General features: G+C 69.1%; 19 protein-coding genes. 5 read left to right on the top strand and 14 right to left on the bottom strand.

The features are described from left to right. Nucleotides 1-27: 27 nt before the first annotated feature. Nucleotides 28-1,509 (top strand): cryptochrome/photolyase family protein, encoded by a 1,482-nt coding sequence (locus AC1ECW_RS12740; protein ID WP_481201974.1) that lies wholly within the window; start codon nt 28-30, stop codon nt 1,507-1,509. Between the two features lie 9 nt (nt 1,510-1,518). On the opposite strand, the gene AC1ECW_RS12735 is transcribed toward AC1ECW_RS12740, so the two are convergent. The 7 genes from AC1ECW_RS12735 to AC1ECW_RS12705 form a co-directional block, all read right to left on the bottom strand. Beyond that, on the bottom strand, nt 1,519-2,583 hold the full coding sequence (locus AC1ECW_RS12735) for a GGDEF domain-containing protein (protein ID WP_481201973.1): 1,065 nt from the start codon (nt 2,581-2,583) through the stop codon (nt 1,519-1,521). 22 nt (nt 2,584-2,605) lie between these two features. Then, on the bottom strand, nt 2,606-8,731 hold the full coding sequence (locus AC1ECW_RS12730; RefSeq protein WP_481201972.1) for a hybrid sensor histidine kinase/response regulator: 6,126 nt from the start codon (nt 8,729-8,731) through the stop codon (nt 2,606-2,608). 17 nt (nt 8,732-8,748) lie between these two features. Continuing rightward, nucleotides 8,749-11,058, bottom strand: coding sequence for a methyl-accepting chemotaxis protein (locus tag AC1ECW_RS12725; RefSeq protein ID WP_481201971.1), 2,310 nt, complete (start codon nt 11,056-11,058; stop codon nt 8,749-8,751). Nucleotides 11,059-11,126: 68 nt separating this feature from the next. Continuing rightward, a complete protein-coding gene (locus AC1ECW_RS12720; protein WP_481201970.1) occupies nt 11,127-11,669 on the bottom strand; it encodes a chemotaxis protein CheW in 543 nt (180 codons plus the stop codon). Between the two features lie 66 nt (nt 11,670-11,735). After that, nucleotides 11,736-12,101 (bottom strand): response regulator, encoded by a 366-nt coding sequence (locus tag AC1ECW_RS12715; RefSeq protein ID WP_409705494.1) that lies wholly within the window; start codon nt 12,099-12,101, stop codon nt 11,736-11,738. A gap of 95 nt (nt 12,102-12,196) precedes the next feature. Further along, nucleotides 12,197-12,610: a response regulator gene (locus AC1ECW_RS12710; RefSeq protein ID WP_409705496.1), complete on the bottom strand. Its 414-nt coding sequence runs from the start codon at nt 12,608-12,610 to the stop codon at nt 12,197-12,199. A gap of 50 nt (nt 12,611-12,660) precedes the next feature. After that, entirely contained in the window at nt 12,661-12,813 is a 153-nt protein-coding gene (locus AC1ECW_RS12705; protein WP_019560853.1) for a rubredoxin, read from the bottom strand. Between the two features lie 164 nt (nt 12,814-12,977). On the opposite strand from AC1ECW_RS12705, the gene thiD reads away from it, so the two are divergent. From thiD to mpl, 3 genes are read left to right on the top strand one after another with little or no spacing between them, the layout of a single operon-like run. After that, a complete protein-coding gene (gene thiD / locus AC1ECW_RS12700) occupies nt 12,978-13,901 on the top strand; it encodes a bifunctional hydroxymethylpyrimidine kinase/phosphomethylpyrimidine kinase (protein ID WP_409705499.1) in 924 nt (307 codons plus the stop codon). 41 nt (nt 13,902-13,942) lie between these two features. Further along, nucleotides 13,943-15,232, top strand: coding sequence for a glutamate-1-semialdehyde 2,1-aminomutase (hemL, locus tag AC1ECW_RS12695; RefSeq protein WP_409705502.1), 1,290 nt, complete (start codon nt 13,943-13,945; stop codon nt 15,230-15,232). A gap of 34 nt (nt 15,233-15,266) precedes the next feature. Beyond that, on the top strand, nt 15,267-16,610 hold the full coding sequence (gene mpl, locus AC1ECW_RS12690; protein ID WP_481201969.1) for a UDP-N-acetylmuramate:L-alanyl-gamma-D-glutamyl-meso-diaminopimelate ligase: 1,344 nt from the start codon (nt 15,267-15,269) through the stop codon (nt 16,608-16,610). Nucleotides 16,611-16,617: 7 nt separating this feature from the next. Here mpl and AC1ECW_RS12685 read toward each other — a convergent pair whose 3' ends face one another. Beyond that, nucleotides 16,618-17,406: an enoyl-CoA hydratase gene (locus AC1ECW_RS12685; RefSeq protein WP_409705508.1), complete on the bottom strand. Its 789-nt coding sequence runs from the start codon at nt 17,404-17,406 to the stop codon at nt 16,618-16,620. A gap of 160 nt (nt 17,407-17,566) precedes the next feature. Between AC1ECW_RS12685 and AC1ECW_RS12680 the strand changes: the two genes are divergently transcribed. Then, a complete protein-coding gene (locus AC1ECW_RS12680) occupies nt 17,567-18,070 on the top strand; it encodes a hypothetical protein (RefSeq protein WP_409705511.1) in 504 nt (167 codons plus the stop codon). Between the two features lie 89 nt (nt 18,071-18,159). On the opposite strand, the gene AC1ECW_RS12675 is transcribed toward AC1ECW_RS12680, so the two are convergent. The 6 genes from AC1ECW_RS12675 to AC1ECW_RS12650 all read right to left on the bottom strand — a co-directional run bounded on the left by AC1ECW_RS12675 (nt 18,160) and on the right by AC1ECW_RS12650 (nt 24,169). Continuing rightward, nucleotides 18,160-18,531: a hypothetical protein gene (locus AC1ECW_RS12675; RefSeq protein WP_481201968.1), complete on the bottom strand. Its 372-nt coding sequence runs from the start codon at nt 18,529-18,531 to the stop codon at nt 18,160-18,162. 7 nt (nt 18,532-18,538) lie between these two features. Beyond that, nucleotides 18,539-19,723 carry a DUF6708 domain-containing protein gene (locus AC1ECW_RS12670; RefSeq protein ID WP_481201967.1) on the bottom strand — a complete coding sequence of 395 codons (1,185 nt, stop codon included), beginning with the start codon at nt 19,721-19,723 and terminating at the stop codon, nt 18,539-18,541. Further along, the gene (locus tag AC1ECW_RS12665) at nt 19,720-20,826 is read right to left on the bottom strand and encodes a hypothetical protein (protein ID WP_481201966.1); all 1,107 of its coding nucleotides are present in this window, start codon (nt 20,824-20,826) and stop codon (nt 19,720-19,722) included. The genes AC1ECW_RS12670 and AC1ECW_RS12665 overlap by 4 nt, the downstream gene beginning before the upstream one ends. Continuing rightward, nucleotides 20,820-21,332 (bottom strand): toxin VasX, encoded by a 513-nt coding sequence (locus AC1ECW_RS12660; protein WP_481201965.1) that lies wholly within the window; start codon nt 21,330-21,332, stop codon nt 20,820-20,822. The genes AC1ECW_RS12665 and AC1ECW_RS12660 overlap by 7 nt, the downstream gene beginning before the upstream one ends. 368 nt (nt 21,333-21,700) lie before the next feature. Further along, on the bottom strand, nt 21,701-23,440 hold the full coding sequence (locus tag AC1ECW_RS12655) for a M61 family metallopeptidase (RefSeq protein WP_409707510.1): 1,740 nt from the start codon (nt 23,438-23,440) through the stop codon (nt 21,701-21,703). Nucleotides 23,441-23,449: 9 nt separating this feature from the next. Further along, nucleotides 23,450-24,169, bottom strand: coding sequence for a DsbC family protein (locus tag AC1ECW_RS12650; protein WP_409707507.1), 720 nt, complete (start codon nt 24,167-24,169; stop codon nt 23,450-23,452). Between the last annotated feature and the right edge of the window lie 7 nt (nt 24,170-24,176).

The raw sequence follows: 24,176 nt of genomic DNA, 5'->3' as shown, positions 1-24,176 counted from the left end.
TCTATTCCTCTGCCAACATCCCGCCCCATGGAAAAGCCCCTTGACACCGCACTCGTGTGGTTCCGGCGGGACCTGCGCTCGCAAGACCATGCCGCCCTGTACCACGCGCTGCGCGCGGCGCGGCGGGTGTGGTGCGCGTTTGTCTTCGACACGGAGATCCTCGATCCCCTGCCCCGGGCCGACCGCCGGGTGGAGTTCATCCGCGACAGCCTGGTCGAGCTGGACGCCCAGCTTCGCGCCCTGGCCCAGGCCCACGGGCACGCACAGGCAGGGCTGATCGTGCGGCACGGCCGTGCCCGCGACGAGATCGTCGCGCTGGCCCGGCGTCTCGGGGTGCAGGCGGTCTATGCCAACCACGACCACGAGCCTGCGGCGCGCGAACGCGATGCCCGCGTGCGCGGGGCCCTGGCCGAAGCCGGGATCGCCTGGCACAGCAGCAAGGACCAGGTGGTGTTCGAGGCCGACGAGCTGCTGACGGCTGCGGGCACCCCCTACGGGGTGTTCACCCCTTACAAGACCGCCTGGCTGAAGAGGCTGACGCCCTTGGACCTGCAGGCCCATCCGGTGGCCCGCCATGCCGACGCCCTGGCTCCGCGGCCCGAGGGACTGCACGCCGAAGTGCCTTCGCTGGCGGAACTCGGCTTTGCAGGCAGCGGGCTGCACGAGCTGCCCATCCCCACCGGCAGCAGTGGTGCACGCGCGCTGCTGGAGGACTTCCTGGGACGCATCGACCACTACCACGACACCCGTGATTTCCCGGCCGTCAAAGGTCCCAGCTACCTCTCGGTGCACCTGCGCTTTGGCACGGTGTCGATCCGCGAACTGGCCCGCCTGGCCTGGGAGCGCATGCAGGCCGGCTCCCGGGGCGCCGAGGTCTGGCTGAGCGAGCTGATCTGGCGCGACTTCTACCAGCAGATCCTGCACCACCACCCGCACGTGGTGGAACGTGCCTTCCGCCCGGAATACGACCGCATCCGCTGGGAGCAGGGCAAGACCGCCCAGACCCTGTTCCAGGCCTGGTGCGAGGGGCGGACGGGCTACCCGCTGGTGGACGCCGCGATGGCCCAGCTCAACCAAACCGGCTACATGCACAACCGCCTGCGCATGGTGACGGCCAGCTTCCTGGTCAAAGATCTGGGCATCGACTGGCGCTGGGGCGAGCGCTACTTCGCCGAGAAGCTCAACGATTTCGACCTGGCCTCCAACAACGGCGGCTGGCAATGGGCGGCTTCCACCGGCTGCGACGCGCAGCCCTGGTTCCGCATCTTCAACCCGGTCACGCAAAGCGAGAAGTTCGACCCCGCCGGCCGCTTCATCCGCCGCTACCTGCCGCAACTGGCCCGGCTGCCCGATGCGCTGATCCACGCCCCCTGGAAAGCCCGGCCGGTGGACCTGGCGGCCGCCGGGGTGACGCTGGGTGCCACCTATCCCGAGCCGCTGGTGCAGCATGAGGTCGCACGCGAGCGCACCCTGGCGCGCTATGCGGTGGTGAAGCGCAAGGGGCCCTGAGGCCGGGCGTCAGAACAGTTCGACGTCGCCCACCTTGCCAGCCAGGGTGAACGCGCCGCTTCGCACCAGGGCCTCGTGGTTGCAGACCTGGTTGCGGCCGTTCTGCTTGGCATGGTAGACGGCCCGGTCGGCCCGCTCGAAGGCTGCCGTGGGGGCATCGCCGGGCTGCACTTCGGTGAAGCCGATGCTGACCGTCACCCGTCCCACCTGGGGGAAGGTGTAGGCCTCCATGTTGGTGCGCAGACGCTCGAAGGCCAGAGCCGCGTCGGCCTCCTGGGGGCAGCGCAGCAGCACGACGAACTCCTCACCGCCGAAACGGTAGAGCCGGTCGTGGAAACGGAAGGTGCTGCGCAAGATGCGCGCCACCAGCAAGAGCACCTCGTCACCGATGAGGTGACCGAAGCGGTCGTTCACATGCTTGAAGTGGTCGATGTCCACGACCCCCAGCCAGTGCTTGCTCAGGCCCGCGTCGCCATGACGGCGGTCGCCATCGCCCATCCCGGCGGGTCCGCCACCTTGGTACGCCGTCTTGAGGAAGGCCTCGTCGAAGGTCTTGCGGTTGAGCAAGCCGGTCAGGGTGTCGCGCTCGCTGTAGTCGAGCAGGCCATGGAAGTTGCGGTAAATGCGCAGGATGCTGCAGACGGTGCGCTTCATCCCGGCGGTCAGCCGCTGGGTGGTACGCACTTCGATCACGCCCAGGCCCTCGCCTTCGGCCACCAGCGGGAAGATCGTCGTCATCCGCGGCGCATCCTCCTGCGGGGAGGGGCCGAGCTCGACGACGGCCTGCCGGCACAGGCTGGCGTCGTGATGGGGCAGGCTCTCGCGTGCCGGCAGGGTCTCGAAGTCGATCCAGGGCGGGTCGGACACGGCCGTGGGCTGCCCCGCATCGATGCGGGCACGCAGCAACCAGCGCTGGCCGCCCTCCTCCTCCCCCGCCAGCTTGTACACCGCCACGCCCAGCGGCGCGAGCAGGTCCATCAGGGCGTGGGCCAGGGTCACGTCGAGCAGGTCGCGGTCCCGGTAGCCCGTGAGGGCCGCCAGGTGGTCGATGGCCGACGGAACGGAGGGGGGCATCGTGCGCGACCTCCGTCCGGATTCAATGCACCGGCTGGGCACCGGCGGCCTGGGCGACGTAGCGGCCGATCAGCGCCAGCAGCTCCTCTTCGCTGTAGGGCTTGCCCAGGTAGTGGTTGACCCCCAGCTCGACGGCATAGTCGCGGTGCTTCTGGGCAATGCGCGAGGTGATCATGATGACCGGCAGATCGGCCAGGCGCGCATCGGCCCGCAGGTTGCGCACGAGGTCGAAGCCGTCCATGCGGGGCATCTCGATGTCGCTGAGCACCACCGCCGGACGCTCCTCGGCCAGCCGCTCCAGGGCCTCCAGCCCATCCTTGGCCAGGGCCACACGGTAGCCCTCGCGCGCCAGCAGGCGCTGCGTCACACGACGCACCGTGAGGGAGTCGTCAACGACCAGCACCAGCGGCGTGGCCGGCTCCTCGGCGGCAACCCGCAGGCGTTCGGCCGCCTCGGCTTGGCGTTGGGCCTCGGCCGCCGGGTGCATCGCCGCCGCGGTGAGGGCCCGGGCCGCGTCGCCGTACACCGTGGCCAGCGCCACCGGGTTGTAGATCAGCGCCACCGCGCCCGAGGCCAGCAACGTCATGCCGGCCAGGCCCGGCAGCCGCGACAACTGGGGCCCGAGGTTCTTCACCACCACTTCCTGGGTGCCCAGCACCTCGTCCACATGCAGGGCCACACGCTGCTGGGCGCTGCGCACCACCACCACGGGCAGGGTGCGCCCGGCTTCCTGGCCGTGCCCGCTGGATTGCAGCAACGCACCCAGCCAGAAGAAGGGCAGCATCTGATCGCCCAGCAGGTAGACCGAGGTCTCGTAGGCGCGCCGGACTTCCTCGGGCGAGGCGCGTCGCACGATCTCGATCAGGTTGGCCGGCACGCCCACGGTGACGTTGCCGCAGCGCAGCATCACGATCTGCGTGACCGCCGTGGTCAGCGGCAGCACCAGCTTGAAGCTCGTGCCCTGGCCTGGCGCCGTGGCGGTCTCGATGCGGCCGCCCATGGCGTTCACGTCCGAGCGCACCACGTCCATGCCCACCCCGCGGCCGGCCAGTTCGGTGACCGTCTCGGCGGTGGAAAAGCCCGGTGTGAAGATCAGGTTGGCGAGTTCGGCATCGCTGGGGTCGTCGTCGGGCGCGATCAGGCCCATGGCCCGGCCGCGTTCGCGGATGCGCGCGAGGTTCAGGCCGGCCCCGTCGTCACGGAACTCGATGGCAACTTCGTTGCCTTCCTGGTGCAGGGCCACGACGATGGTGCCCACCGGGTCCTTGCCCGCCGCCGCACGCTCCTGCGGCGGCTCGATGCCGTGCGTGACACAGTTGCGCAGCAGGTGCTCGAACGAGGCGGTCATGCGGTCGAGCACGCCACGGTCGACTTCGATCGCACCGCCGACGATGTCCAGGCGCACCTGCTTGCCGGTTTCCTTGGCGGCCAGCCGCACGACCCGGTACAGGCGCTCGGACAGCCCCTCGAACTCGACCATGCGGGTGCGCAGCAGGTCATCCTGCAGTTCGCGCGTCAGGCGGGCCTGGGCGGCCAGTTCATCCTCGGTGGTCTCCAGCGTGCGCTGCAGGGCCCGCTGCACCGTGGCCACGTCGTTCACCGACTCGGCCATCATGCGGGTGATCTCCTGGAAGCGGGTGAAGCGGTCGAACTCCAGCGGGTCGAAGGCCAGACCCTCGGCCTTGGCCTGCTCCATGCGCGAGGCCATCTGCGTCTCGGCCTGCAGCTCGATGTCACGCAACTGCTGGCGCAGCCGCTCCAGGTTGTCGGTCAGGTCGGTCAGCGAGCCCTTGATCTGACTGACCCCGGACTCCAGCCGGGCCCGGGTGATGCTCACCTCGCCGGCCTGGTTGACCAGGCGGTCGAGCAACTGGGCACGCACCCGCACAGCGGCCTGCCCCGTCTGCACGGCCGTGCGTGCCACAGCCCCCTGCCCCGCCGCTGCGCCGGAGGCAGTCTGCACGAAGCGCGACCAGTCGATCTCCGGCTCGGTACCCGCCGCGGCGGTGTCCGTGGGTGGCGCCTGCGGTGCGGCCGCCGGCTCGACGTCCTGCAGGGCCGGTGCATCGGCCACCGGCAGGTCCACATGCTCCATCAGCGGCAGGGGCGAGGACGGGGCCTCGAGCACCGCCGCCGCCTCCGGTCGGGCCTGAACCGCCGCCGTGGCATCGGCATAGGCCTGGGCGTCCTGGCGGCGCAGGGCTTCGAACACCGCCGTGATCACGTCCACACGCCCTTCCAGCGGTTCGACGTCTTCGGCACTGACGTCGCCACGGGCCAGCAGGCGTTCGATCGAGGTCTCGAGGCGGTGGGCGAGTTCGCCCAGGCGCATCGCGCCGGCCAGACGTGCGCCGCCCTTGAAAGTGTGCAAGGTGCGCATGCAGGCTTGGCCTGCATGCGTGTCGCCGGGCTGGCGCAGCCACTCGCGCAGCTCACTGGCGAGCTGGGGCAGCAGTTCCTGGGCCTCTTCCTCGAAGATGGGGAACAGATCGGCATCGACCGCATCGACCGCATCGATGTCGTCATCGATGTCCAGCCCCTCGCCGGGCAGGCCCGTCACATGCCTGGCCGCTGAGGCGGTCACGGCCTGCAGGGCCGGCAGCTCACGCAGCTCAGTGCGGCCCAGGTCGGGCAGCGAGCCCAGCAGGGAAGGCGGCCCGGCCAGCGGGGCCGGCTCGGTCGGCCCACCTTCGGCGGGCGACACGGCCTCAGCGACAGACCCGGCGTCGTCAGCGTCGTCAGCGTCGTGAGCGTCGTCAGCGACGGCCTGCGGCGGCACCAGCTCGCCCGGCCCGGACTCATCGAGGTCGCCGCGGGCATGCAGCGATTCCAGCGCACGCGCCGAGTGCAGTTCGTGCTCGTCCAGACGCGCCAGCAGCTCCGGCGAGGGTTCTTTCAGGAAGCCCGCGGCGAACTGGTGCAGCAAGCGGCGGATCTCGTCAGCGACATCGACGAAGAGTCTCGCCTGCTCGGCATCGCCGCGCCCGATGGCCTGCGAGCGCGTCAGCGCGTGCTCCAGACGGCGCGCCAGTTGCGAGAGGTCGGCAAAGCCCACGGTCGACGACGAGCCAGCCAGCGAATGTGCATGGGCGATCGCTGCCTCGCCCACCGGGCGGTCGAGTTCCAGGGCCCATTCGGCCAGCTCGGTGCTCAGCCGCCGTGACAGCTCGTCGGCCTCGGTCAGGTAGATGTTGAACAGCGGAATACCGATGCGCAGAGGACCGACCACCTTGACCTGGTCGTTCACCGGTTCGGCCGGCGGCTGCGCCGGGGCGGACGGTGTGTCATGCCCTTCGGCCGGCGCGATGGCGCGCAGAGGCAAAGGCACGACATTGTCGGGCAGCGCCGGGGCGGCTTCGATCGTCTCGGTGGACCCGAGGTCCAGGTCGAGGTCCCCGAAATCGACGATCACCTCGGCCTGGGCGGCAGCGCCGGCCTCGGGCAGAGGGTCTTCCGAAGCAGCCGGCGGGGCCTCGGCGACGGCCGGTTCGGCGGTCGCCACGGGCGCGGCGGCATCCTCGAAGGCCGACAGGTCCAGCGTGAAGGCCGGCAGCTCCACCACCGGTGCGGCCGGGGTCGGCGGTTCGGCCACCGGCAGCTCGGCCGGCATCGACACCGCCGTAGGGCCGCCGGGGGCATGCACGGCCAGGCGCCGGCCTTCCAACCGCATCGCATCGGCCGCGGTGCGCACCGGGATGCTGTGGTGCGTGGGGTCCACGCGCGCGGCGATCTCGCCGATCCAGGCCGCCAGGTAGTCGAGCACCTCGCCGGTGAAAGCCAGCAGGTCGTCGCTGGCCGGCTTCTGGTCGGCCAGCCAGGTGTTGTAGAGCTGCTCGCAGGCCCAGGCCGCCTCGCCGAAGTCGTTGAGTCCGACCATGCGCGAGCTGCCTTTGAGCGTGTGGAACGAGCGGCGCACGGTGGTGAGTTGCTCGATGTCGTCGGGCGTGCGGGTCAACAGGTCCAGCGCGGCACCGGCCGCACCCATCACCTCCTGGGCTTCTTCGAGGAAGATGGCGCGCATCTCGTCGTCGTCTTCCAGGCCGGAGGGCCCTGGCGCGGCCGGTGCGGTCGCCGGTGCGGCGACCACTTCGGGAGCCAGCGTGGCGGCATCCGAGGCCGTGGAGACGAAATCGGCCACGGCCTGCGCGACCTGCTCGCGCACCGCCTGGAGGTCGGCCTCACCGCGTGCAGCCTGCTCGACCGCGGCATGGGCCTGGTTCAGCGGCTCGGCCAGCGCCGGCTGGTCGGCCACCAAGGCCTGGTCGGACAGGCGCTGCAGTTCGGCAGACAGGGTTTCGAGGGAGAGATCCTCGCGCTCGACCTGGGCGGCCAGCGCCTGGGCCTGCTCGATCAGCCGGGGTTCGACCAGCGTCACTGGCGGGGCCGGCTCGCTGGCGCGGCCCATCACCGGGCGCAGTTCGCCCCGATGGGCATCGAAAGTGAACAGCGACTTCGCCATCTGCGGCTGGTAGCTGAGCATGTCGATCAGGAAGCCCAGCGCGCCCAGATTGCCGGCCAGCCGCTCGAACGTGGCGGCTGCCGACGGCGATTGCGGATCGACCTCGGTGGCCAGCAGTTCGTCGACCACGTCGCGCATGCGCAGCACGGCCTGCGAAGCCTGATCCATGCCCAGCACCGAGAGCACGCCGCGCATGGCGGCCAGTTGACCGGGCACCGGCGCCAGCACGGAACGGTCGGCCGGGTTGCGGAAGTACTGGTCGATCAGCTTCTCGGCCTCGCTCAGCGAGGCGCGCAGTTCCTGCACCACGCTGCCCATGGTCTGGCGGTCCGAGACCCGGCGGTACAGGTCCTCCATCCAGGACTCGAGCGGCTGGGCCGGCTCACCCCGGCGCACCGACTCGATGCGTTCGGCCAAGCGGTTGCTGCGCTCGGCGAGCTGCGGGTCGTCGAAATCCGCGTCTTCCAGCGAGGCCTCGAGGTAGAGCACGCTGGTGGCCACTTCCATGGCCAGCGGGGCCTGGGGGGCGCTGGCCGACTCCACCGTCTGGGCCACCGAGCGCATCAGCGCCTCGGCCAGGGCCTCGCCGGCCGGGTAAATCCTGCGCAGGGAATCCCCCACGAGGCTGAATTGCTCGTTCAAGCCGGTCAGGCGGTGCATCTCGCCGCCGGCCACGGCCGACCAGGCATCCTTGGCGGCGGCCACGCGCTTGCGCGCCTGCACCAGCAGGGCCGGGTCGAAGCGGCCGAGGTGGGACACCTCGTAGTTCACCGGCTCGTGGTCTTCCAGGCCGTAGGCCCGGCGCACGGCCTGCACACGAGGTGCCAGCGTATCGCCGGGGCGGCATTGGGCACAGAAGAAAAGGAGGTCCTGCGCCAGACGCTCGGAGACGGCCGACTCGCCGCGCTCGATCATGCCGAACTGCGCCAGGATGCGTGAAGCCACGCGTTTGCTGTAGACATCCAGCGGCAGCAGGTCTCGGGCCAGCGCCTCGAAGAAGGCTGCCGCAAGCCGCCAGAACGTGGCGGCATGCATCCCCGGGGCACTCACGCCCAGGCCGGCGCACAGGTCGCTCATGCGCTGGGCGGTGCGGGCCGTGGAGCGGCCCCGCATCAACGCCAGCAGCAGGGTCTCGAGTTCACCGCGTGTGGCCGCGTCGGCGCTGCGCGGGCCGACGCCGGTGGCGACGTCGGCCACCTCCGTCCAATGCCAGTCGACGCTCCACAGGTCGGCGGGGTGGATGCGGTCGGCCCCGGCCAGTTCCTGCACCGCGCGGTACTGGGGAAAGAGAGACACACAGGAGACCTTGCGGCCGGCCAGCACGCGCGAGAGGTAATCCAGCAGGCCAAACGAGGCTTTCTCCAGGGTCTCGACCGCCGCAGCGTCGAGCTTCTGGGGCTTCTGGATGTAGCGCTGGACGGCGGCCTCGCTGGCGCGCAGCACGCTGGCAGCCGCTGGCATGCCCACGAGTTCGAGAGCGCCCACCCCCTGGTGGAGCTGCTGGCGTGCGGTGCGCAGAACGGACGGATCGACGGCATCGACGTCCGAGCCGGCAGCGCTGTCGGCCTCCTTGAGGAAGCGGCGCAAGGCCTTGTGGGCGTTGTCGAGCGACTTGCGCAGTTCATCCTGGACCCAGGCCAGGGCGCTGAGGTCGTCGCCGGTCAGACTGTCACGGTTGCTGCTGTCCATCCAGTGCCCCACCCTGCTCAGCTGATCTTGAACCGCGACACCGACTGTTTCAGTTCCTCGGCAGTCTTGGACAGTTCGCGCACCAGTTGGGCCGTCGATCGCGTGCCTTCACCCGTCTGCTCGGTCACCGCGAAGATGTGCTGGATGTTGCCGGCCACGATGTTGGCCGACTCGGCTTCGCGGGAGGCCTGGGCCGAGATCTGCTCGATCAGCTCGGCGAGCTGGCGCGACACGCGGTCGATCTCGCCCAGCGCGGTACCGGCGTTGTCCGACAGCTTGGCCCCTTCCACCACACCCTGGGTGGAGCGCTCCATGGCCGCCACGGCATCGGCCGTGTCGGTCTGAATGGTCTTCACCAGGGCTGCGATCTGCTTCGTGGCGTCGGCGGAGCGCTCGGCCAGCCGCTGCACTTCCTCGGCCACCACCGAGAAGCCGCGACCGGCTTCGCCCGCGGAGGCGGCCTGGATGGCGGCATTCAGTGCCAGCACGTTGGTCTGTTCCGTGATGTCGGAGATCAGTTCGGTGATCTCGCCGATCTCTTGCGACGACTCGCCCAGCCGCTTGATCCGCTTGGAGGTCTCCTGGATCTGCTCGCGGATCGCGTTCATGCCGCCGATGGCATTCTGCACGGCCTGCAGGCCCTGTTCGGCCGCCATCAGCGACTGGCGTGCCACCTGGGCCGAGTGCTGGGCCTGTGCCGAGACGTCGTTGATTCGGCTGGCCATCTGGAGCACCGACTCGCCGGTGTCGCGGATCTCGCGCAGTTGCTCTGTCGAGGCGGCCAGCAGTTCGGTGGAGGTGGCCTCCACCTGCTGCGTGGTCTCGGTCACCCGCGACACCGTGCCCTGCACCTGCGACACCAGATTGCGCAGTTCCTCCACCGTGTAGTTCACCGAGTCGGCGATGGCGCCGGTGATGTCTTCCGTCACGGTGGCTTGCTGCGTCAGGTCACCTTCGGCCACCGTCTGCAGTTCGTTCATCAGCCTCAGAATGGCCGCCTGGTTCGCATCGTTGACGCGCTTGGCCTCCTGCTCCTGCCGCTCGGCTTCCAGCCGCTGCTGCTCGGCCAGTTGCGCACGCGCGCGCTCGGCCTGGAAGTACACGTAGAGCAGGCCGAGGATGCCGACCAGTGCCATCGCGATGGACACCAGCAGCACGATGACGTTGAGGGTGCCGAAGCCGGCCTGCTCGGACAGGCGCTCTTGCACCTGCTGCAGACCTTTGCGCAGGGCCTCGGAGTCGTCGATGATCGCCACCTGGGCCTCACGGGCCGACACCAGGCCTTGCAGGTTGCCCAGGATGGCCCCGGCCTGCGTGCGGGTCTGCTCGTACAGCTCCTGCAGGGCCAGCAGGCGCTCCTTGGTCTGTTCGTCGCGCGTGGGCGGCAGACGCAGTTCGGCGCTGCCCTCCAGCAGGCCCTGAGAGATCTCGCGGAAGGAGTTCAGGTCCTTGCCCAGCAGGAACACGGCCTCGGGCGACACGCCTTCCATCGTCAGGAACTCGTTGGCCGATTTGCCGATGCGCTGCGTGAGCATCACGAGCTGGCCCGCCGCCGAGATCTCGGCCGGCGAGGCGTTCTGCTGCAGCTTCAGCGAGGAGATGGTCTCGGCGATCTCCAGCAGGTCGGCCGACTGGCGGTTGATGGTGCGCAGGGCCTGCCCGACCTGGGTCAGGATTTCCTGCTGTGCCAGCACGATGCCGGCATTCTTCTCGGCACGATCGACCAGGGGCATGATGGGCTCGAGGGCCTGCTGCACGTCGGGCGACACCGGCGGAATGTCGGAGCTGCCGTTGCGCAGGCCGCGCGTGCCCGAGGCCAGCACGGTCGAGCTTTCTCGCACCTCCGGGAAGGCCTGAGGGCTGCCCACCAGGGCCTGCGACACCGACTTGGCCAGGCGCTGCGACTGCATCAGCGCCTCACCGGTGGTGCGCACCTGGGTGGCCACGTTGTTGGCGTTGTTCTGCGAGATGCCCACCACCGCGAGCAGCCCCACCACGCCCAGCACGGTCAGCGCACCCAGGATCCGCTGCTGCTGAGCCACCGGCAGATGGCCAATCAGGGGCAGCCGCGAGCTGGATTCCCCGACATCTCCGGCCTGCATGCGCGTTTGCGCGAACTCACCGGGCAATTCCGATGGCGCCACCTCAGAGATGATGGACGAGTCCTTGTCCGCGGAGGATGTCCCGGCGGGCCGGGTTTCCAGGCTGATCGTCGCGTCCGGCCCTGGCAGGGGCAGGTCGTCCGAGGCGTCGTCGTACGGCTTGCCCAGCGAGTCCTCGCCCGGCCCCTTCTTGCCCTTGCCGGTGATCTTGCTGATGAAACTCATTTTCCCCTCTAGCTTTCTGCTCGAACGTCACTCATACCAGGCCGGTCGTCGTCGCGCGAAGCGCCCCGTCAGCCCACGATCCTCAGGAATGCCTCGTCACGCGCCAGCGCCGCCAAGTGCAGCTCCTGCCAGACACGCCCCTGGGCGTCGCGCAGGCGCTTGCCCACGAAGCCGGGACGCGCCGCACGCTCGTCCGCACCATCGTCGGCCGGCTGGAGCTGGTCGCGGCTGCGCAGGCCGGCCAGCCGTTCCACCAGCAAGGCGCAATTGATGTCCAGCGACGGATTGAGCGCGATCAGCCGGGCCTGCTCGCGCAGGCCGTCGGCGCCTGGCACGCTCGCGGCTTTTAGACCCAGGAAGGCGGCCAAGTCGACCACGCCATGCAGACCACCGCGCAGGTTGGCCACGCCCAGGAACCAGGGCGAGGTGTGCGGCACGCTCACGCACGACGAGAACGGGAAGATCTCGCCGGCATCCTGCAAAGGCAGCAGGAAACGCCGGCCTGCGGACTCCACCGCCAGCCAGCTCGCCGTGCGCGCCTCGGTGCGCGCGGCCTGCAAACGCTCGGCCAGCCGGCTTTGCAGCTCACGCAGCGCTTCTTTGTTCGCCATGGTGTGTGTCTGTGGTTGCTCGGGTGCGACCCCGCAGGTCCCTGCTGCGGTCTGCGCGACGGCTCATCAGTCGAAGGCGCGGATCTTGCTGATCAGCTCTTCGGCGTCCACGGGCTTGACCACGTAGTCGCGTGCACCTTGGCGCATGCCCCAAACCTTGTCGGTCTCCTGGTTCTTGCTCGTGCACATGATCACGGGCACGTCGGCGAAGTTGGGGTCGCGCGTGATCGAGCGCGTGAGCTGGAAACCGTTCTGGCCGGGCATGACGACGTCCATCAGAATCAGGTCGGGCTTGTCCTCGGCCAGACGGCGCAAGGCCTCCTCGCCATTCTCGGCGGTGCGCACGCTGTAGCCGCGCTTGGACAGCAGTTCGGACAGATGATGCAGCTCGGTCTTCGAGTCGTCGACCAACAGGATCTTCTTGACTGGCATGGCTTTCTACCTCACTCGTTCGGCGCCTGCATGCAGGCGCCCCTGGGCAAACGGATGCAATGAGAAAGGGCGCCTGCTGTGGGGCGCCCGGGGATTCATGCGATACGGCGGTGCTGTTCCACGGCCTGAAGCAACTGGTCCTTGGTGAAGGGCTTGGTCAGGTAGTCCTGCGAGCCGACCATGCGTCCGCGCGCCTTGTCGAACAGACCGTCCTTGGAGGACAGCATGATCACCGGCACCGCGGAGAACTTGGGATTGCGCTTGATGATCGCGCAGGTCTGGTAGCCGTCGAGCCGCGGCATCAGGATGTCGCAGAAGATCAGGTGCGGCTCGTGGTCATTGACCTTGGCCAGCGCGTCGAAACCGTCCTCGGCCAGCACCACCTCGTAGCCGCCTTGCTTGAGGAAAATCTCGGCGCTGCGGCGGATGGTGTTGCTGTCGTCGATGACGAGCACCTTGGTGCCCCCCGCAGACGTGGCTTGACTGATCGAAGCAACGGTGTCGCTCACTGAAGCCCTCTCCTCAACGACTTGAATTGGCTGTTCCCGCGTCTGTCGCGCTAGATCTGCACCATTTCGAAGTCTTCCTTGCGAGCGCCGCATTCGGGACAGACCCAGTTCATCGGCACATCGGCCCAGGCGGTGCCCGGGGCGATGCCATGTTCAGGGTCGCCAGCGGCCTCGTCGTAGATCCATCCGCAAATCAGGCACATCCAGGTTCGAGACTCGCTCACTTTGTATCAGTTTCACTACAATGATGCGAGGCATTGTAGCCTTGTGAACACACAAAACCGCGAGGGTTTGTGCGAACTTACACGCGATTGTTCATGTGAAGTTCCGCAGTGACCGCCCTCGCCCACCGCACCGGCCCACACCCATGTCCCACCCCCCCCAAGACCCGGCCCCGGCCATCGACGCCCCCGAGGACGCCGGCGCCCCGCCGTGCGTGATGAGCTTCAATGCCAACGATCCCAGCGGAGCCGGCGGCCTGGGCGGTGACGTGGCCACCCTGTGCGCCATGGGGGCGCACCCGTTGCCGGTGGTCACGGCCATCTTGCTGCGCGACACCGCCGAAGTGTTCGATCATCACGTGCTCGACGATGAGGCGGTGGTCGAGCAGGCCCGCAGCATCCTCGAAGACACCCCCATCGCCGCCTGGAAGGTGGGCTTCCTCGGCAGCGCGGAAACCATCGGCGCCGTCGCCGAGGTGTTGTCCGACTATCCCGACGTGCCGCTCGTGGCCTACCTGCCCAGCCTGCCCTGGATGGAGGAATCCGCCCACGAGGCCTATCACGAGGCGTTCCGCGAGCTGGTGTTGCCCCAGGCCTCGGTGCTCGTGGGCAACCACAAGACCCTCACCGACTTCCTGCTGCCCGAGTGGGACGCCGACCGGCCGGCCTCGCCACGCGAGCTGGCCGTCGCGGCCGCCGAGCACGGCACACGCTTCGTGCTCGTCACCGGCATCCAGTTGCCCGATCACTTCGTCGACAACGTGCTGGCCACAGCCGAGGGGCCGGTCAGCGGCGAACGCTTCGAGCGCTTCGACACCGGCTTCGTCGGCGCCGGCGAGACGCTGTCGGCGGCGCTGGCGGCGATGCTGGCCAATGGCGCCGAAGTCACCGATGCCGCCGCCGAGGCGCTGGCCTTTCTCGACCAGACCCTGGATGCCGGCTTCCGGCCCGGCATGGGCGGGGTGATCCCCGATCGTTTCTTCTGGGCCCTGCCGCCGGCCGAGGGGTCCGAGGAGGCCCCCGGCGAGGCCGACGGTGGCGGAACCCCGGATCCGCGCCACATCCACTGAACCGCCGCGGGCCTGCCCGCCGGCCCCCACCCCTGCATCGCATGGCCACCAACGACCAACTCTTCGAACGCGCCCGCAAGGTCATTCCTGGCGGCGTCAACTCGCCCGTGCGTGCCTTCCGCGCCGTGGGTGGCACGCCGCGCTTCATCACGCGAGCCCAAGGAGCTTACCTCTACGACGCCGAGGGCCGCCGCTACATCGACTACATCGGCTCCTGGGGCCCGATGATCCTGGGTCACGGCCACCCCGCCGTGGTCGAAGCCGTGCAGCGGGCCGTGAGCGAGGGCTTTTCTTTCGGCGCTCCCACCGAGCGCGAGATCGAGCTGGCCGAAGCCATCCTGGCCCTCGTGCCCTCGATGGAACAGGTGCGCTTGGTGAGCTCGGGTACTGAGGCTGCCATGAGCGCGATCCGCCTGGCGCGCGGCGCCACCGGCCGGCCCAAGCTGATCAAGTTCGAAGGCTGCTACCACGGCCATGCCGACGCCCTGCTGGTCAAGGCCGGCTCGGGCCTGGCCACCTTTGGCCACCCCACCAGTGCCGGGGTGCCGCCCGAGGCCGTGCAACACACCCTGGTGCTCGAATACAACCACCTCGAGCAGCTCGAGGCGGCCTTCGCCGAGCACGGCGCGCAGCTCGCCTGCGTGATGATCGAGCCGATCGCCGGCAACATGAACTTCGTGCGTGCCAGCGTGCCGTTCATGACCCGGCTGCGCGAGCTGTGCACGCGGCACGGCGCACTGCTGGTCTTCGACGAGGTCATGACCGGCTTTCGCGTGGGCCTGCACGGCGCGCAGGGGCTGTACGGCCGGCTCATCCCGGGCTTCCAGCCGGACCTCAGCGTCTTCGGCAAGGTGATCGGCGGGGGCATGCCGCTGGCGGCCTTTGGCGGCCCGCGCGCCATCATGGAGCAGCTCTCTCCCACGGGCCCGGTCTATCAGGCCGGCACCCTGTCGGGCAATCCGGTGGCCACGGCCTGCGGCCTGGCCACGCTGCGCGAGATCAGCCGGCCTGGCTTCTTCGAGGCCCTGTCGGCGCGCACCCGCTCGCTGGTGGATGGGCTGCAAGGCGCGGCGCGGGAGGCCGGAATCGACCTGGCCGTCGACTGCGAAGGCGGCATGTTCGGCTTCTTCCTGGCGCGCGAGCTGCCACAGCACTACGGGCAGGTCATGGCCACCGACAAGGACGCCTTCAACCGCTTCTTCCACGGCATGCTCGAGCGCGGCGTTTATCTCGCGCCCGCCCTGTATGAAGCCGGCTTTGTCAGCGCCGCCCACACGGCCGAGGACATCGCCGCCACCATCGACGCCGCCCGCGCCGCTTTTGCTTCCTGATCCCCTGGTTCCCGGCCCGCGCCGGGCTTCACGCATGCACCTCCACATCCTCGGCATCTGCGGCACTTTCATGGGCGGGCTGGCCGCCCTGGCCCGCGAGGCGGGCCACCGCGTCACCGGCTGCGATGCCGGCGTCTACCCGCCCATGAGCGAGCAGTTGCGCGAGCTGGGCATCGAGCTGATCGAGGGCTACGGCGCCGACCAACTTGCGCTGCAGCCCGACGTCTGGGTGGTGGGCAATGTGGTGAGCCGCGGCAACCCGCTGATGGAGGCCGTGCTCGATGCGGGACTGCGCTACATGAGCGGCCCGCAGTGGCTGGCCGAGCATGTCCTGCACGGCCGCCATGTGCTGGCCGTGGCCGGCACACACGGCAAGACCACCACCACCTCGATGCTGGCTTGGATCCTGGAGGCCACCGGGCGGCAGCCCGGCTTCCTCGTGGGCGGAGTGCCGCAGAACTTCGGGGTGTCAGCCCGCCTGGGTTCGGGGCCTGCCTTCGTGATCGAGGCCGATGAGTACGACACCGCCTTCTTCGACAAGCGCAGCAAGTTCGTGCACTACCGGCCGCGCACCGCCGTGCTGAACAATCTGGAGTTCGACCACGCCGACATCTTCGACGACCTGGCCGCGATCGAACGCCAGTTCCACCACCTCGTGCGCACCGTGCCGTCCAGCGGCCGCCTCGTCGTCAATGCCCGCGAGGCCCCCTTGCAGCGCGTGCTGGACAAGGGCTGCTGGAGCGAGGTGGTGCGCTTCGGCGGGGCCGAAGGCTTCGAGGCCCGGGGCGAACCGCACGACTTCGAGGTGCTCCGCAACGGCCAGGCCGTGGGCCACGTGCGCTGGGAACTGCTAGGCGAGCACAACCAGTTGAATGCCTTGGCCGCCATCGCCGCGGCCGAGCACCTGGGCGTGGCCCCGCAGGCGGCGGCCGAGGCCCTGGGCGCCTTCCGCAACGTGCGGCGCCGGCTGGAGGTGCGCGGCACGGCCGGTGGCGTGACCGTGTACGACGACTTCGCCCACCATCCCACCGCCATTCGCACCACGGTGGACGGTCTGCGCCGCCGTGTGGGCAAGGCCCGCATCCTGGCCGTCTTCGAGCCGCGCTCGAACACGATGAAGCTGGGCACGATGAAGGCCCAGTTGCCCTGGGCCCTGGAGGCGGCCGATCTCACCTTCTGCCACAGCGGCGGCCTGAGCTGGGACGCCGCCCAGGCCCTGGCCCCGATGGGCGCGAAGGCCCAGGTGGCCGACAGCATCGATGGCGTGATCGCCCAGGTGCTGGCCGCGGCCCGCCCGGGCGACCATGTGCTGTGCATGAGCAACGGCAGCTTCGGTGGCATCCATGGCCGCCTGCTGGAGGCGCTGGCGGCGCGCTGAACGCGACTCAGCGGTGCCGGAACGCCGCAGGGCGCTTGGCCAGGAAGGCCTCCATGCCCTCCTTCTGGTCCTCGGTGGCGAACAGGGCGTGGAAGGCGCGGCGCTCGAAGAGCAGGCCTTCGTTGAGCGGTGCCTCATAGGCTCGGTTCACGCATTCCTTGGCCGCGATCAGGCTGGGCAGCGAGTAGCCGCAGATCGCATCGGCCGCGGCGAAGGCTTCGTCCAGCAGCCTGTCGGCCGGCACCACGCGCGACACCAGGCCGGCGCGCTCGGCCTCGGCGGCATCCATCATGCGCCCGGTGAGCGTGAGGTCCATGGCCTTGGCCTTGCCCACCGCGCGCGGCAGGCGCTGCGTGCCTCCCGCGCCGGGGATGATGCCCAGCTTGATCTCGGGCTGGCCGAACTTTGCGGTGTCTGCAGCGATGATGATGTCGCACATCATCGCCAGCTCGCAGCCTCCGCCCAGCGCAAAGCCCGAGACCGCGGCGATCACCGGCTTGCGCACGCGCTTGAGGGTTTCCCAGTTGCGGGTGATGAAGTCGGACTTGTAGACCTCCATGTAAGTCCACTTCGCCATGGCCGAGATGTCGGCACCGGCCGCAAAGGCCTTCTCGCTACCGGTGAGGACCATGCAGCCGATGGTCTCGTCGGCATCGAAGCCCAGCAAGGCCTCGCCGAGCTGATCCATCAGCGCATCGTTGAGGGCGTTGAGCTGCTTGGGCCGGTTCAGGGTGATGACACCCACCTTCAGCGCGGCCTGGCCGCGCACCTGGGTCAGGATGAGGGGTTCGCTCACGGGGTTCTCCTTTCGAAGCCCCTCACTATACGGCCCCGCCTGTAGCGTGAAATCCGACCGCGCGGCAGCCCCCGCGCGCGCCCCGGGGCGGTGCTTTCCTGATGGCGTGGCCTGCCTTCGCGCGTTAAGCTGCCATCATCGCGCGCAACCAGGGTGACCGATGGCTACGGTGTACCGCAAAACAGAAAAGGGACAGGCCGAGATCGCCACCCGCCAGAACCACCTAGCGATGAAGCTGCGTTCGGCACTGATCATGGTGGACGGCAAGCGCACGGACGAGGAGCTGCTGCGCATGATTCCCGGCGATGGCCAGGACCTGCTCCAGCAGTTGCGCGACCAGGGGTACATCGAGGTGATCGCTGTCACCGCCCAGCGGTCTGCACCGAACGGGGCGAAGGCGCCCGACAGCGTACCCTCGGCGGCCGAATCGGGGTTCAGCCAGGGCCCCACGGGCTCGGAATTCGTCACCCTGCGCCAGCAGGCCGCCCGCTTCGTTTCCGAGCAGCTCGGGCCCATGGGCGACGACCTGGCCGTGCGTCTGGAGAAGTCCAAGGCCTGGGCGGACTTGAAGCCGGTGTTGAGCATGGCCCAGCGGGTGCTGCAGGACAACCGCGGGCCGACGACGGCCGAGGCCTTCCGTATCCGCTTCATCGACCCGTACTGAGCGCCTGCTATCGAGAGCCGCTGTGCTGTTCGCGCTGTGGCGGGGTCTGTGGCTGCAGTGCCCCCTGACCTTCTGTCAACGTGCGCACCTCATCGCGCCGGCGGCGCCACGTTCGAAGCCCCGTGCGCCTGCGCGATGACGCGCTTGCGCTTGATGATCACCTTTGGCGAGCCTGTGGGTGGCGAACGAGCCTCATCGGCCGGCCGCGCATGATGCTGCGTTGAGCCGCTTGGCCTGGCCTGCGCTCGCTCGAGCGCACAGGCCACCTGGCTCTGGTTGAGTTCGCTGACATGGTCGCCATTGACCAGCGCATGGCGCCCCTCGGGCGTTTGCATCAGGGCTCCGAACTGCGCACCGCGCTGGATGCGTCCGATCATCACCCAGCCCTTGCTCTGCAGCCGCACCGAAACGCTGTGGCGCTCGGGTGAGGTGTCCAGCCGAACCGTGTAACGGGCACTCATGACGAACTCACCACCCCACCCCCTTGCGCAGCGGCTGCCCGATGGCCTGGCGCACGGCCTGCGGCCACTCATACAGCCGCGAGGTGTGCGCCACCAGCCACAGCCCCGTGGCCTGGCTCCAGTTGATCGACAAGGGAATGTAGGGGGCCATCAATGCCCCCCACATCGCCGGTGAAGCGCCAACGGACAGCCCCCACACGATGAGCGCAATGCCCGGCAACGCAATGACGTGGTACAGCAGCGTGATCCCCGGATGCTCCCGCCACCACCAGCCATAGCGCGGCCCGAAGGGCCCGGTGCGCCCGGCCGCTTGCCACCAGCTGGGCTTATCGTCGCTGCGCCCATCGAGCGGCTCGCCCGGGTGCGGCAGGTGCGGCCCGCCTTGTTCCATGAAGCGGCGGATGTGCTCCCACAGCGGGGCCACCATGGCCTCGGTCAAGGCCAGACCCAGCTCCACCTGGAAATGCCCGATCAGCGTGGGATCGTCGGCGCTCTTGCGCACCGTGAACGCCAGCCGGTGGATGCGCCGCACCCCCGTGCCCGGGTTGGGCGCCACTTCGGTGTGGTGTTCGGCCTGCACCAGGTCCCACTCGTAGGCGCAGGCCCTGACCGGCCAGGGCTTGAGCAAGCCCCACAGGCCCGGGACCACTTCCTGCTGCATCACGTACACCTTGCGGTGCCGCCGGTCAAAGACCACCGGCAGATCCCGCGGGCCGCCCCACAGCAGCCGCACCGGCGTGCCTACCATCCACAGCAGGAAGAGCAGGGAAAAGATGGCCATCAGCAAACCGCCGATCAAAAAGAACACTTGATAGCCTAAGCCCTTAATCGGGTAGATGAACGGCCACGTCATCGCCCCTACCCCCCCTGCCGCTCCAATCCCCCCAACCATCAACCCGATGGCCGCCTGGATCATGGGCATGCCCTCCAGCTCCTGGCGCATCGCGGTGAACTCGATCGCATCGGCATAGATCGCCTTGATCCAACCGTAGGCCTGGGGCCGCTCAGCCGCCTTTTGCTTCTTGTCGTACACCCCCAGGGCCGGGCGCAGCCTCTTGCCCCCGCGCTTTTTGATGTCGTCCACGCTGGCGTTGCTCAGCGCCACCCGCTCGCCGGCCGCGTAGATGGGCATCACATGCTGGCCGTGCTCGTACAGCGGCTCCAGCACCACCCGGCGTTCGCCCGCGCTCATGGCCGAGGTCCTCCCGCGGGGATCGATGCCGGCTGCGCCCCGGGCGCTTCGGGCGCGCCACTTTCGCGGCCCAGCGCTTCCAGGGCTTGCAGCTCTTCCTCCAGCGTCTTGAACTTGTTGGGCCCGATCCCGAAGTACGTGCGCCTCAAAAACGCCTGCTGCTCACTGGGAGTCAGCACCACCGCCAGCACCTCACCGACCAGGCTCAGCCCCACCAGGATCAGGCCCCAGCCCGTCAAGCTCAAGCCCAGCCCCGTGGCCGCCCTCAGCCCCAGGTGCACACTGGCCCGGCGCACCGCCATGTTGGCCAGCCGGGCCCGGGCTGCCCCGCGCCACAGCGCCCCGTGTGTGCCCAGCCGCCGGTCGATCACCCGCGCCACCGCGCCCCAGGCCAGGATGCCGCTGGAGGCGGTGAAGCCAAGGGCCGCACCAAAGGACGAAAGATAGGAGTAGAAGACACTTTCGTCCCCGCTCACACGAGCTCGATTGGCCTTGATCGCCTGCCCCACCGCCAACGAAAACCCCGACGCCGCCCCCGCCACGCTGCCCACGGCTTGCAGCACGCCCACCGAGACGGCGCGCTTGGCCGCTTGCTCGCCCAGCCGGTGGGTGAGGCTGGCGCCCCAGGCGGATTCCAGCACTTGCGCACCACCGGCCACCACACCGAAGAGGGAGTCAAAGGCGTTGAACCAATCCAGCGCATCCTCACCGCGGGTCTTGATCAACGTGTCTAAGGTGCTCTTCAGCCCCATCCCATTGAGCCACATCCCCAACAGCCCGATCTGGCCTTCCAGCGTGAGGGCCGTGGCGGGCAGGGCGCGTGCGAGTTCGCCCACCAGCGCCACGGCTTTGTGGTGCCAGCCGGCTTGGGCTTGCACCAGGCGCATGAACTCGTCTTCGCTCACGCGCAGCGCCGCCCCCGAAGCGGCGGACTGCGCGCGCGCGAGCGCCCCGCCGCCCAGGCGGCCCGCTCCGCCGGCGGCCAACTCGGCTGCGGCCACGCCCGCCTCGCGGGCCTGCACCGTGTCGGTGGCCAGTTGCAGCCGCACGCGCCCCTGGGCGTTGCTGGCCGCCAGGCGCTTGAGCCGGCTGTGGCTCAGCACATCGCCGGCGCCTGCCCCAGGCGCACCTCCACCATGGCCTGGGGGTTGGCCCGGTTGCGCGCCTTGAGCTTGTCGCTCCACAGGTTGGCGCTGAAGGCCAGCCAGATGGACTGGCCAATGAGTTCGTGCGCCTGCGGCAGGTGCAGCAACTGATAGCCCGAGGCGTTGTGCTCGGGCCGGGTGCACACGGTGTTGGCACACACGATGCCAAACGCGGGGTGGTCTTGCGCCAGCAGGTGCGCTTGGGGCGTGACGCGCCAGCTGCGCCATTGGCCGGTCTGGGGAATGTACAGGTGCACGTAGCCGGCGCGCAGCAAGCGCAGCACCGGGCGGCTTTGTGTCAGGCCTGCGGGCACCCAGCGCTCGACCAGCGCCGGGTCGGCGGCCACCTCACGGGAGCCGGGCACTTGCAACTGCGCATGCAGCGCCACCGGGCTGGGGCGCAGCAGCAGCAGCGACAAGCCGCTTTTGTGGCAGTACTTGCAGGGTTCAGCAGCCGTGCTCACCAGCGTGGGCTCCTTCCTGCGCAGTGCGGGAGGAGTCCGTGCCGCGCATGGCCATGTGCGCGACCTGGGCCACGTCGGTTGGGGATGTCATCGCCAGGCTCCTCCCTTCAGAAGCGTTGTTCGACGTGCGATGAGCCCGCTAGTATGCGCAGGCTGCTGCGCGCTTCCAATGCCGCAGGCGGCGGAATTACTCCCGCTTACAAAAAACACGGGGATGTCACGCGACCAGGCTCAGCGCGCTGCGTCGCGGAAGGCAGCAATGCGCTCGGCATCGGCCGGGTGGCTGGCCAAGGCGATGCCCAGCAGCGAGCGGACTGAGAGCGGCCTGAGAGCCGCCCGCGGGCTCGGCCGCCTCGGCAGGCTTGCCGTCAACGCGCCTTCAACCAGGCACGCCGGCGCTCCAGCTCGCCGGCCGGCGCCGGGTCGGCTGGCACCAGTGTCACGGAACCGAGCCCGGCGGGGAACTGCACCGACAGCTCGAGCACACGCTGGTCGCGGCCGATGAGCAGGCGCGCCTTGCCAGGCCCGCTGGAGCGCGCCAGGTAGACCGAGAGGTCGTCGAGCTTGCGCAGGCGCCAACCGTCCACGGCCAGCAGCTCATCGCCGGCAGCCAGTCCGGCGCGCTCGGCGGCACTGCCGCGCAGGACCATCTTCACCGTCACCGCGCCGTTCTCAGCCACACGCACCCCCAGACGCTGGGCCCAGCTCGGCGCCTCGCGCTGCCAGCGCACCGCATGGGCGCGCAGCAGCTCTTCCAAGGGCAGATCCTGGGTGCCGTGCACCCAGGCCTGGATCTCCCGGCGGTAGCTGCGAGCGCCCACGGCCTCCAGCGCCTGTGCAAACAGGGCCTCGTCCATCGGGCCGCCGTCGGTGTGGCGCCACAGCCAAGCCATCACCTCGTCCAGCGTACCCTGGCCTTCAAGACGCAGCCGCAGATCCAGGGCCAGCGCAATGAGCGCGCCCTTGGTGTAGTAGCTGATCGTGGCGTTGACGGTGTTCTCGTCGGGACGGTAGTACTTCACCCAGGCATCGAAGCTGGCCTGGGCCACGCTTTGCACCTGGCGGCCCGGCAGCGTGATGGTGTTGGTGATCGTGCGCGCCAGCAGCTTGAGGTAGCGGGCCTCGTCGATCAACCCGGCACGGCGCAGCAACAAATCATCGTAGTAAGACGTGAAGCCTTCGAAGAACCACAGCATCCGCGTGTAGTTCTCGCGGCTGTAGTCGTAGCGCGTGAATTCCGCCGGCCGCAGGCGCTTGACGTTCCAAGTGTGGAAATACTCGTGGCTGATCAGGCCCAGCAGCGTGACGTAGCCGTCGGACAGGCCCTCGTCGCCCAGGCGTGGCAGGTCGCGCCGGCTGCAGATCAGCGCGGTGCTGGCGCGGTGTTCCAGGCCGCCGTAGCCGTCGTCGACGACATTGAGCAGAAAGACGTAGCGCGCAAAGGGGGGCTTGCGCCGGCCATGCCAGAAGGCGATGGCCGTCTCGCAGATGCGCTGGGTGTCGCGCAGCAGGCGTTCACCGTCGAAGCTCGGGGCGGCACCGTTCACGACGAATTCGTGTTCCACGCCCTGGGCCTTGAAACGCCCCCGCCAGAAGCGCCCCAGTTCGACCGGGTGGTCGACCACTTCATCATAGTCGGCCGCCTCGTACACACCCTGCCCGCGCGCGTCGGCCCGGATCACCGGCAAGGCCGTGGCCGCCTGCCAGCCGCGCGGCAGGCCGCGCAGCTCGACACGGTGAGGCTCGTCCTCACGGCCGTGCACACGCAGGAAGACTCCCGTGCCGTTGAAGAAGCCGCGGTGGGCATCGAGGTAGGCGGCGCGCACCGAGGTGTCGAAGGCGTAGACCTGGTATTCGATTTCGAGCGCGGCCGTACCGGTGCAGCGGGCCCGCCAGGTGCACTTGTCGAGCTGCTCCAGCGGCACCGTGCGCGAACCCTGCCGGGCCGTGAGATGCTGGAGGTGGCGGGCGAACTCACGCACCAGGTAGCTACCGGGGATCCACACGGGCAGCGACACCGTGGTGTCGGCCTGCGGACGTGCAACACGCAGCACCACGCGATAGAGGTGGGCCTGCAGGCTGTGCGGTTCGATGCGGTAGTGGATCATCCGGTGCGCTCAGCGGGCCTTGACCTGGGCGAGCTGCTGCTCGATCTGGGCGGTGTTGAGTGCGCCGGGGATGCGCGTGCCGTCCTCGAAGATCAGGGCCGGCGTGCCGCTGATGCGATGCTTGCGCGCCAGTTCGGTGGAGCGGGTCACGGCCTTCCAGTCGCAGCCGGCCGGCGCCGGCGGCGGAGCGATGCCGCGCAGCATCAGGTCCTGCCAGGCTTTGAGGCGGTCCTTGGCGCACCACACGTCGCGCGACTTGGATTCCGAGTCCGGGCCAATGGGCACCGGGTAGAGGAAGGTGTAGACGGTCACGTCCTTGACCTGCTGGACGTCGCGCTCGAAACGTTTGCAATAGCCGCAGTTCGGGTCGGCGAAGACGGCGATCCTGCGCTTGCCGTTGCCGTTCTTCATCACGATGGCGTCCTTGAGCGGCAGGCTCGCGAAGTCGATGGCCGTGAGCCTGGCCACGCGCTCCTGGGTGAGGTTGCGCTGCGCCTCCAGATCGATCAGCTCGCCGCGGATCAGGTAGTTGCCCTGGGCATCGGTGTAGTAGACCTCATGGCCGACCTGCAACTCGAACAAGCCGTTGATCGGTGTGGGCAGGATCTCCAGCTTTGCATCCGGCGGCACACGGGTCTCGAACTTCTTGCGGATCACTGCCTCGTTGGACCAGCCGGGCAGGGCCAGGGCCGCCAACAGCAGCGCAGCCAGGGGGGAGCGCAAAGACATCGCAGAT

This window comes from Caldimonas hydrothermalis (assembly GCF_056746695.1).
The sequence above is the reverse complement of the archived record's forward strand: the minus strand, read 5'-3'. Positions and strand labels throughout refer to the sequence as shown.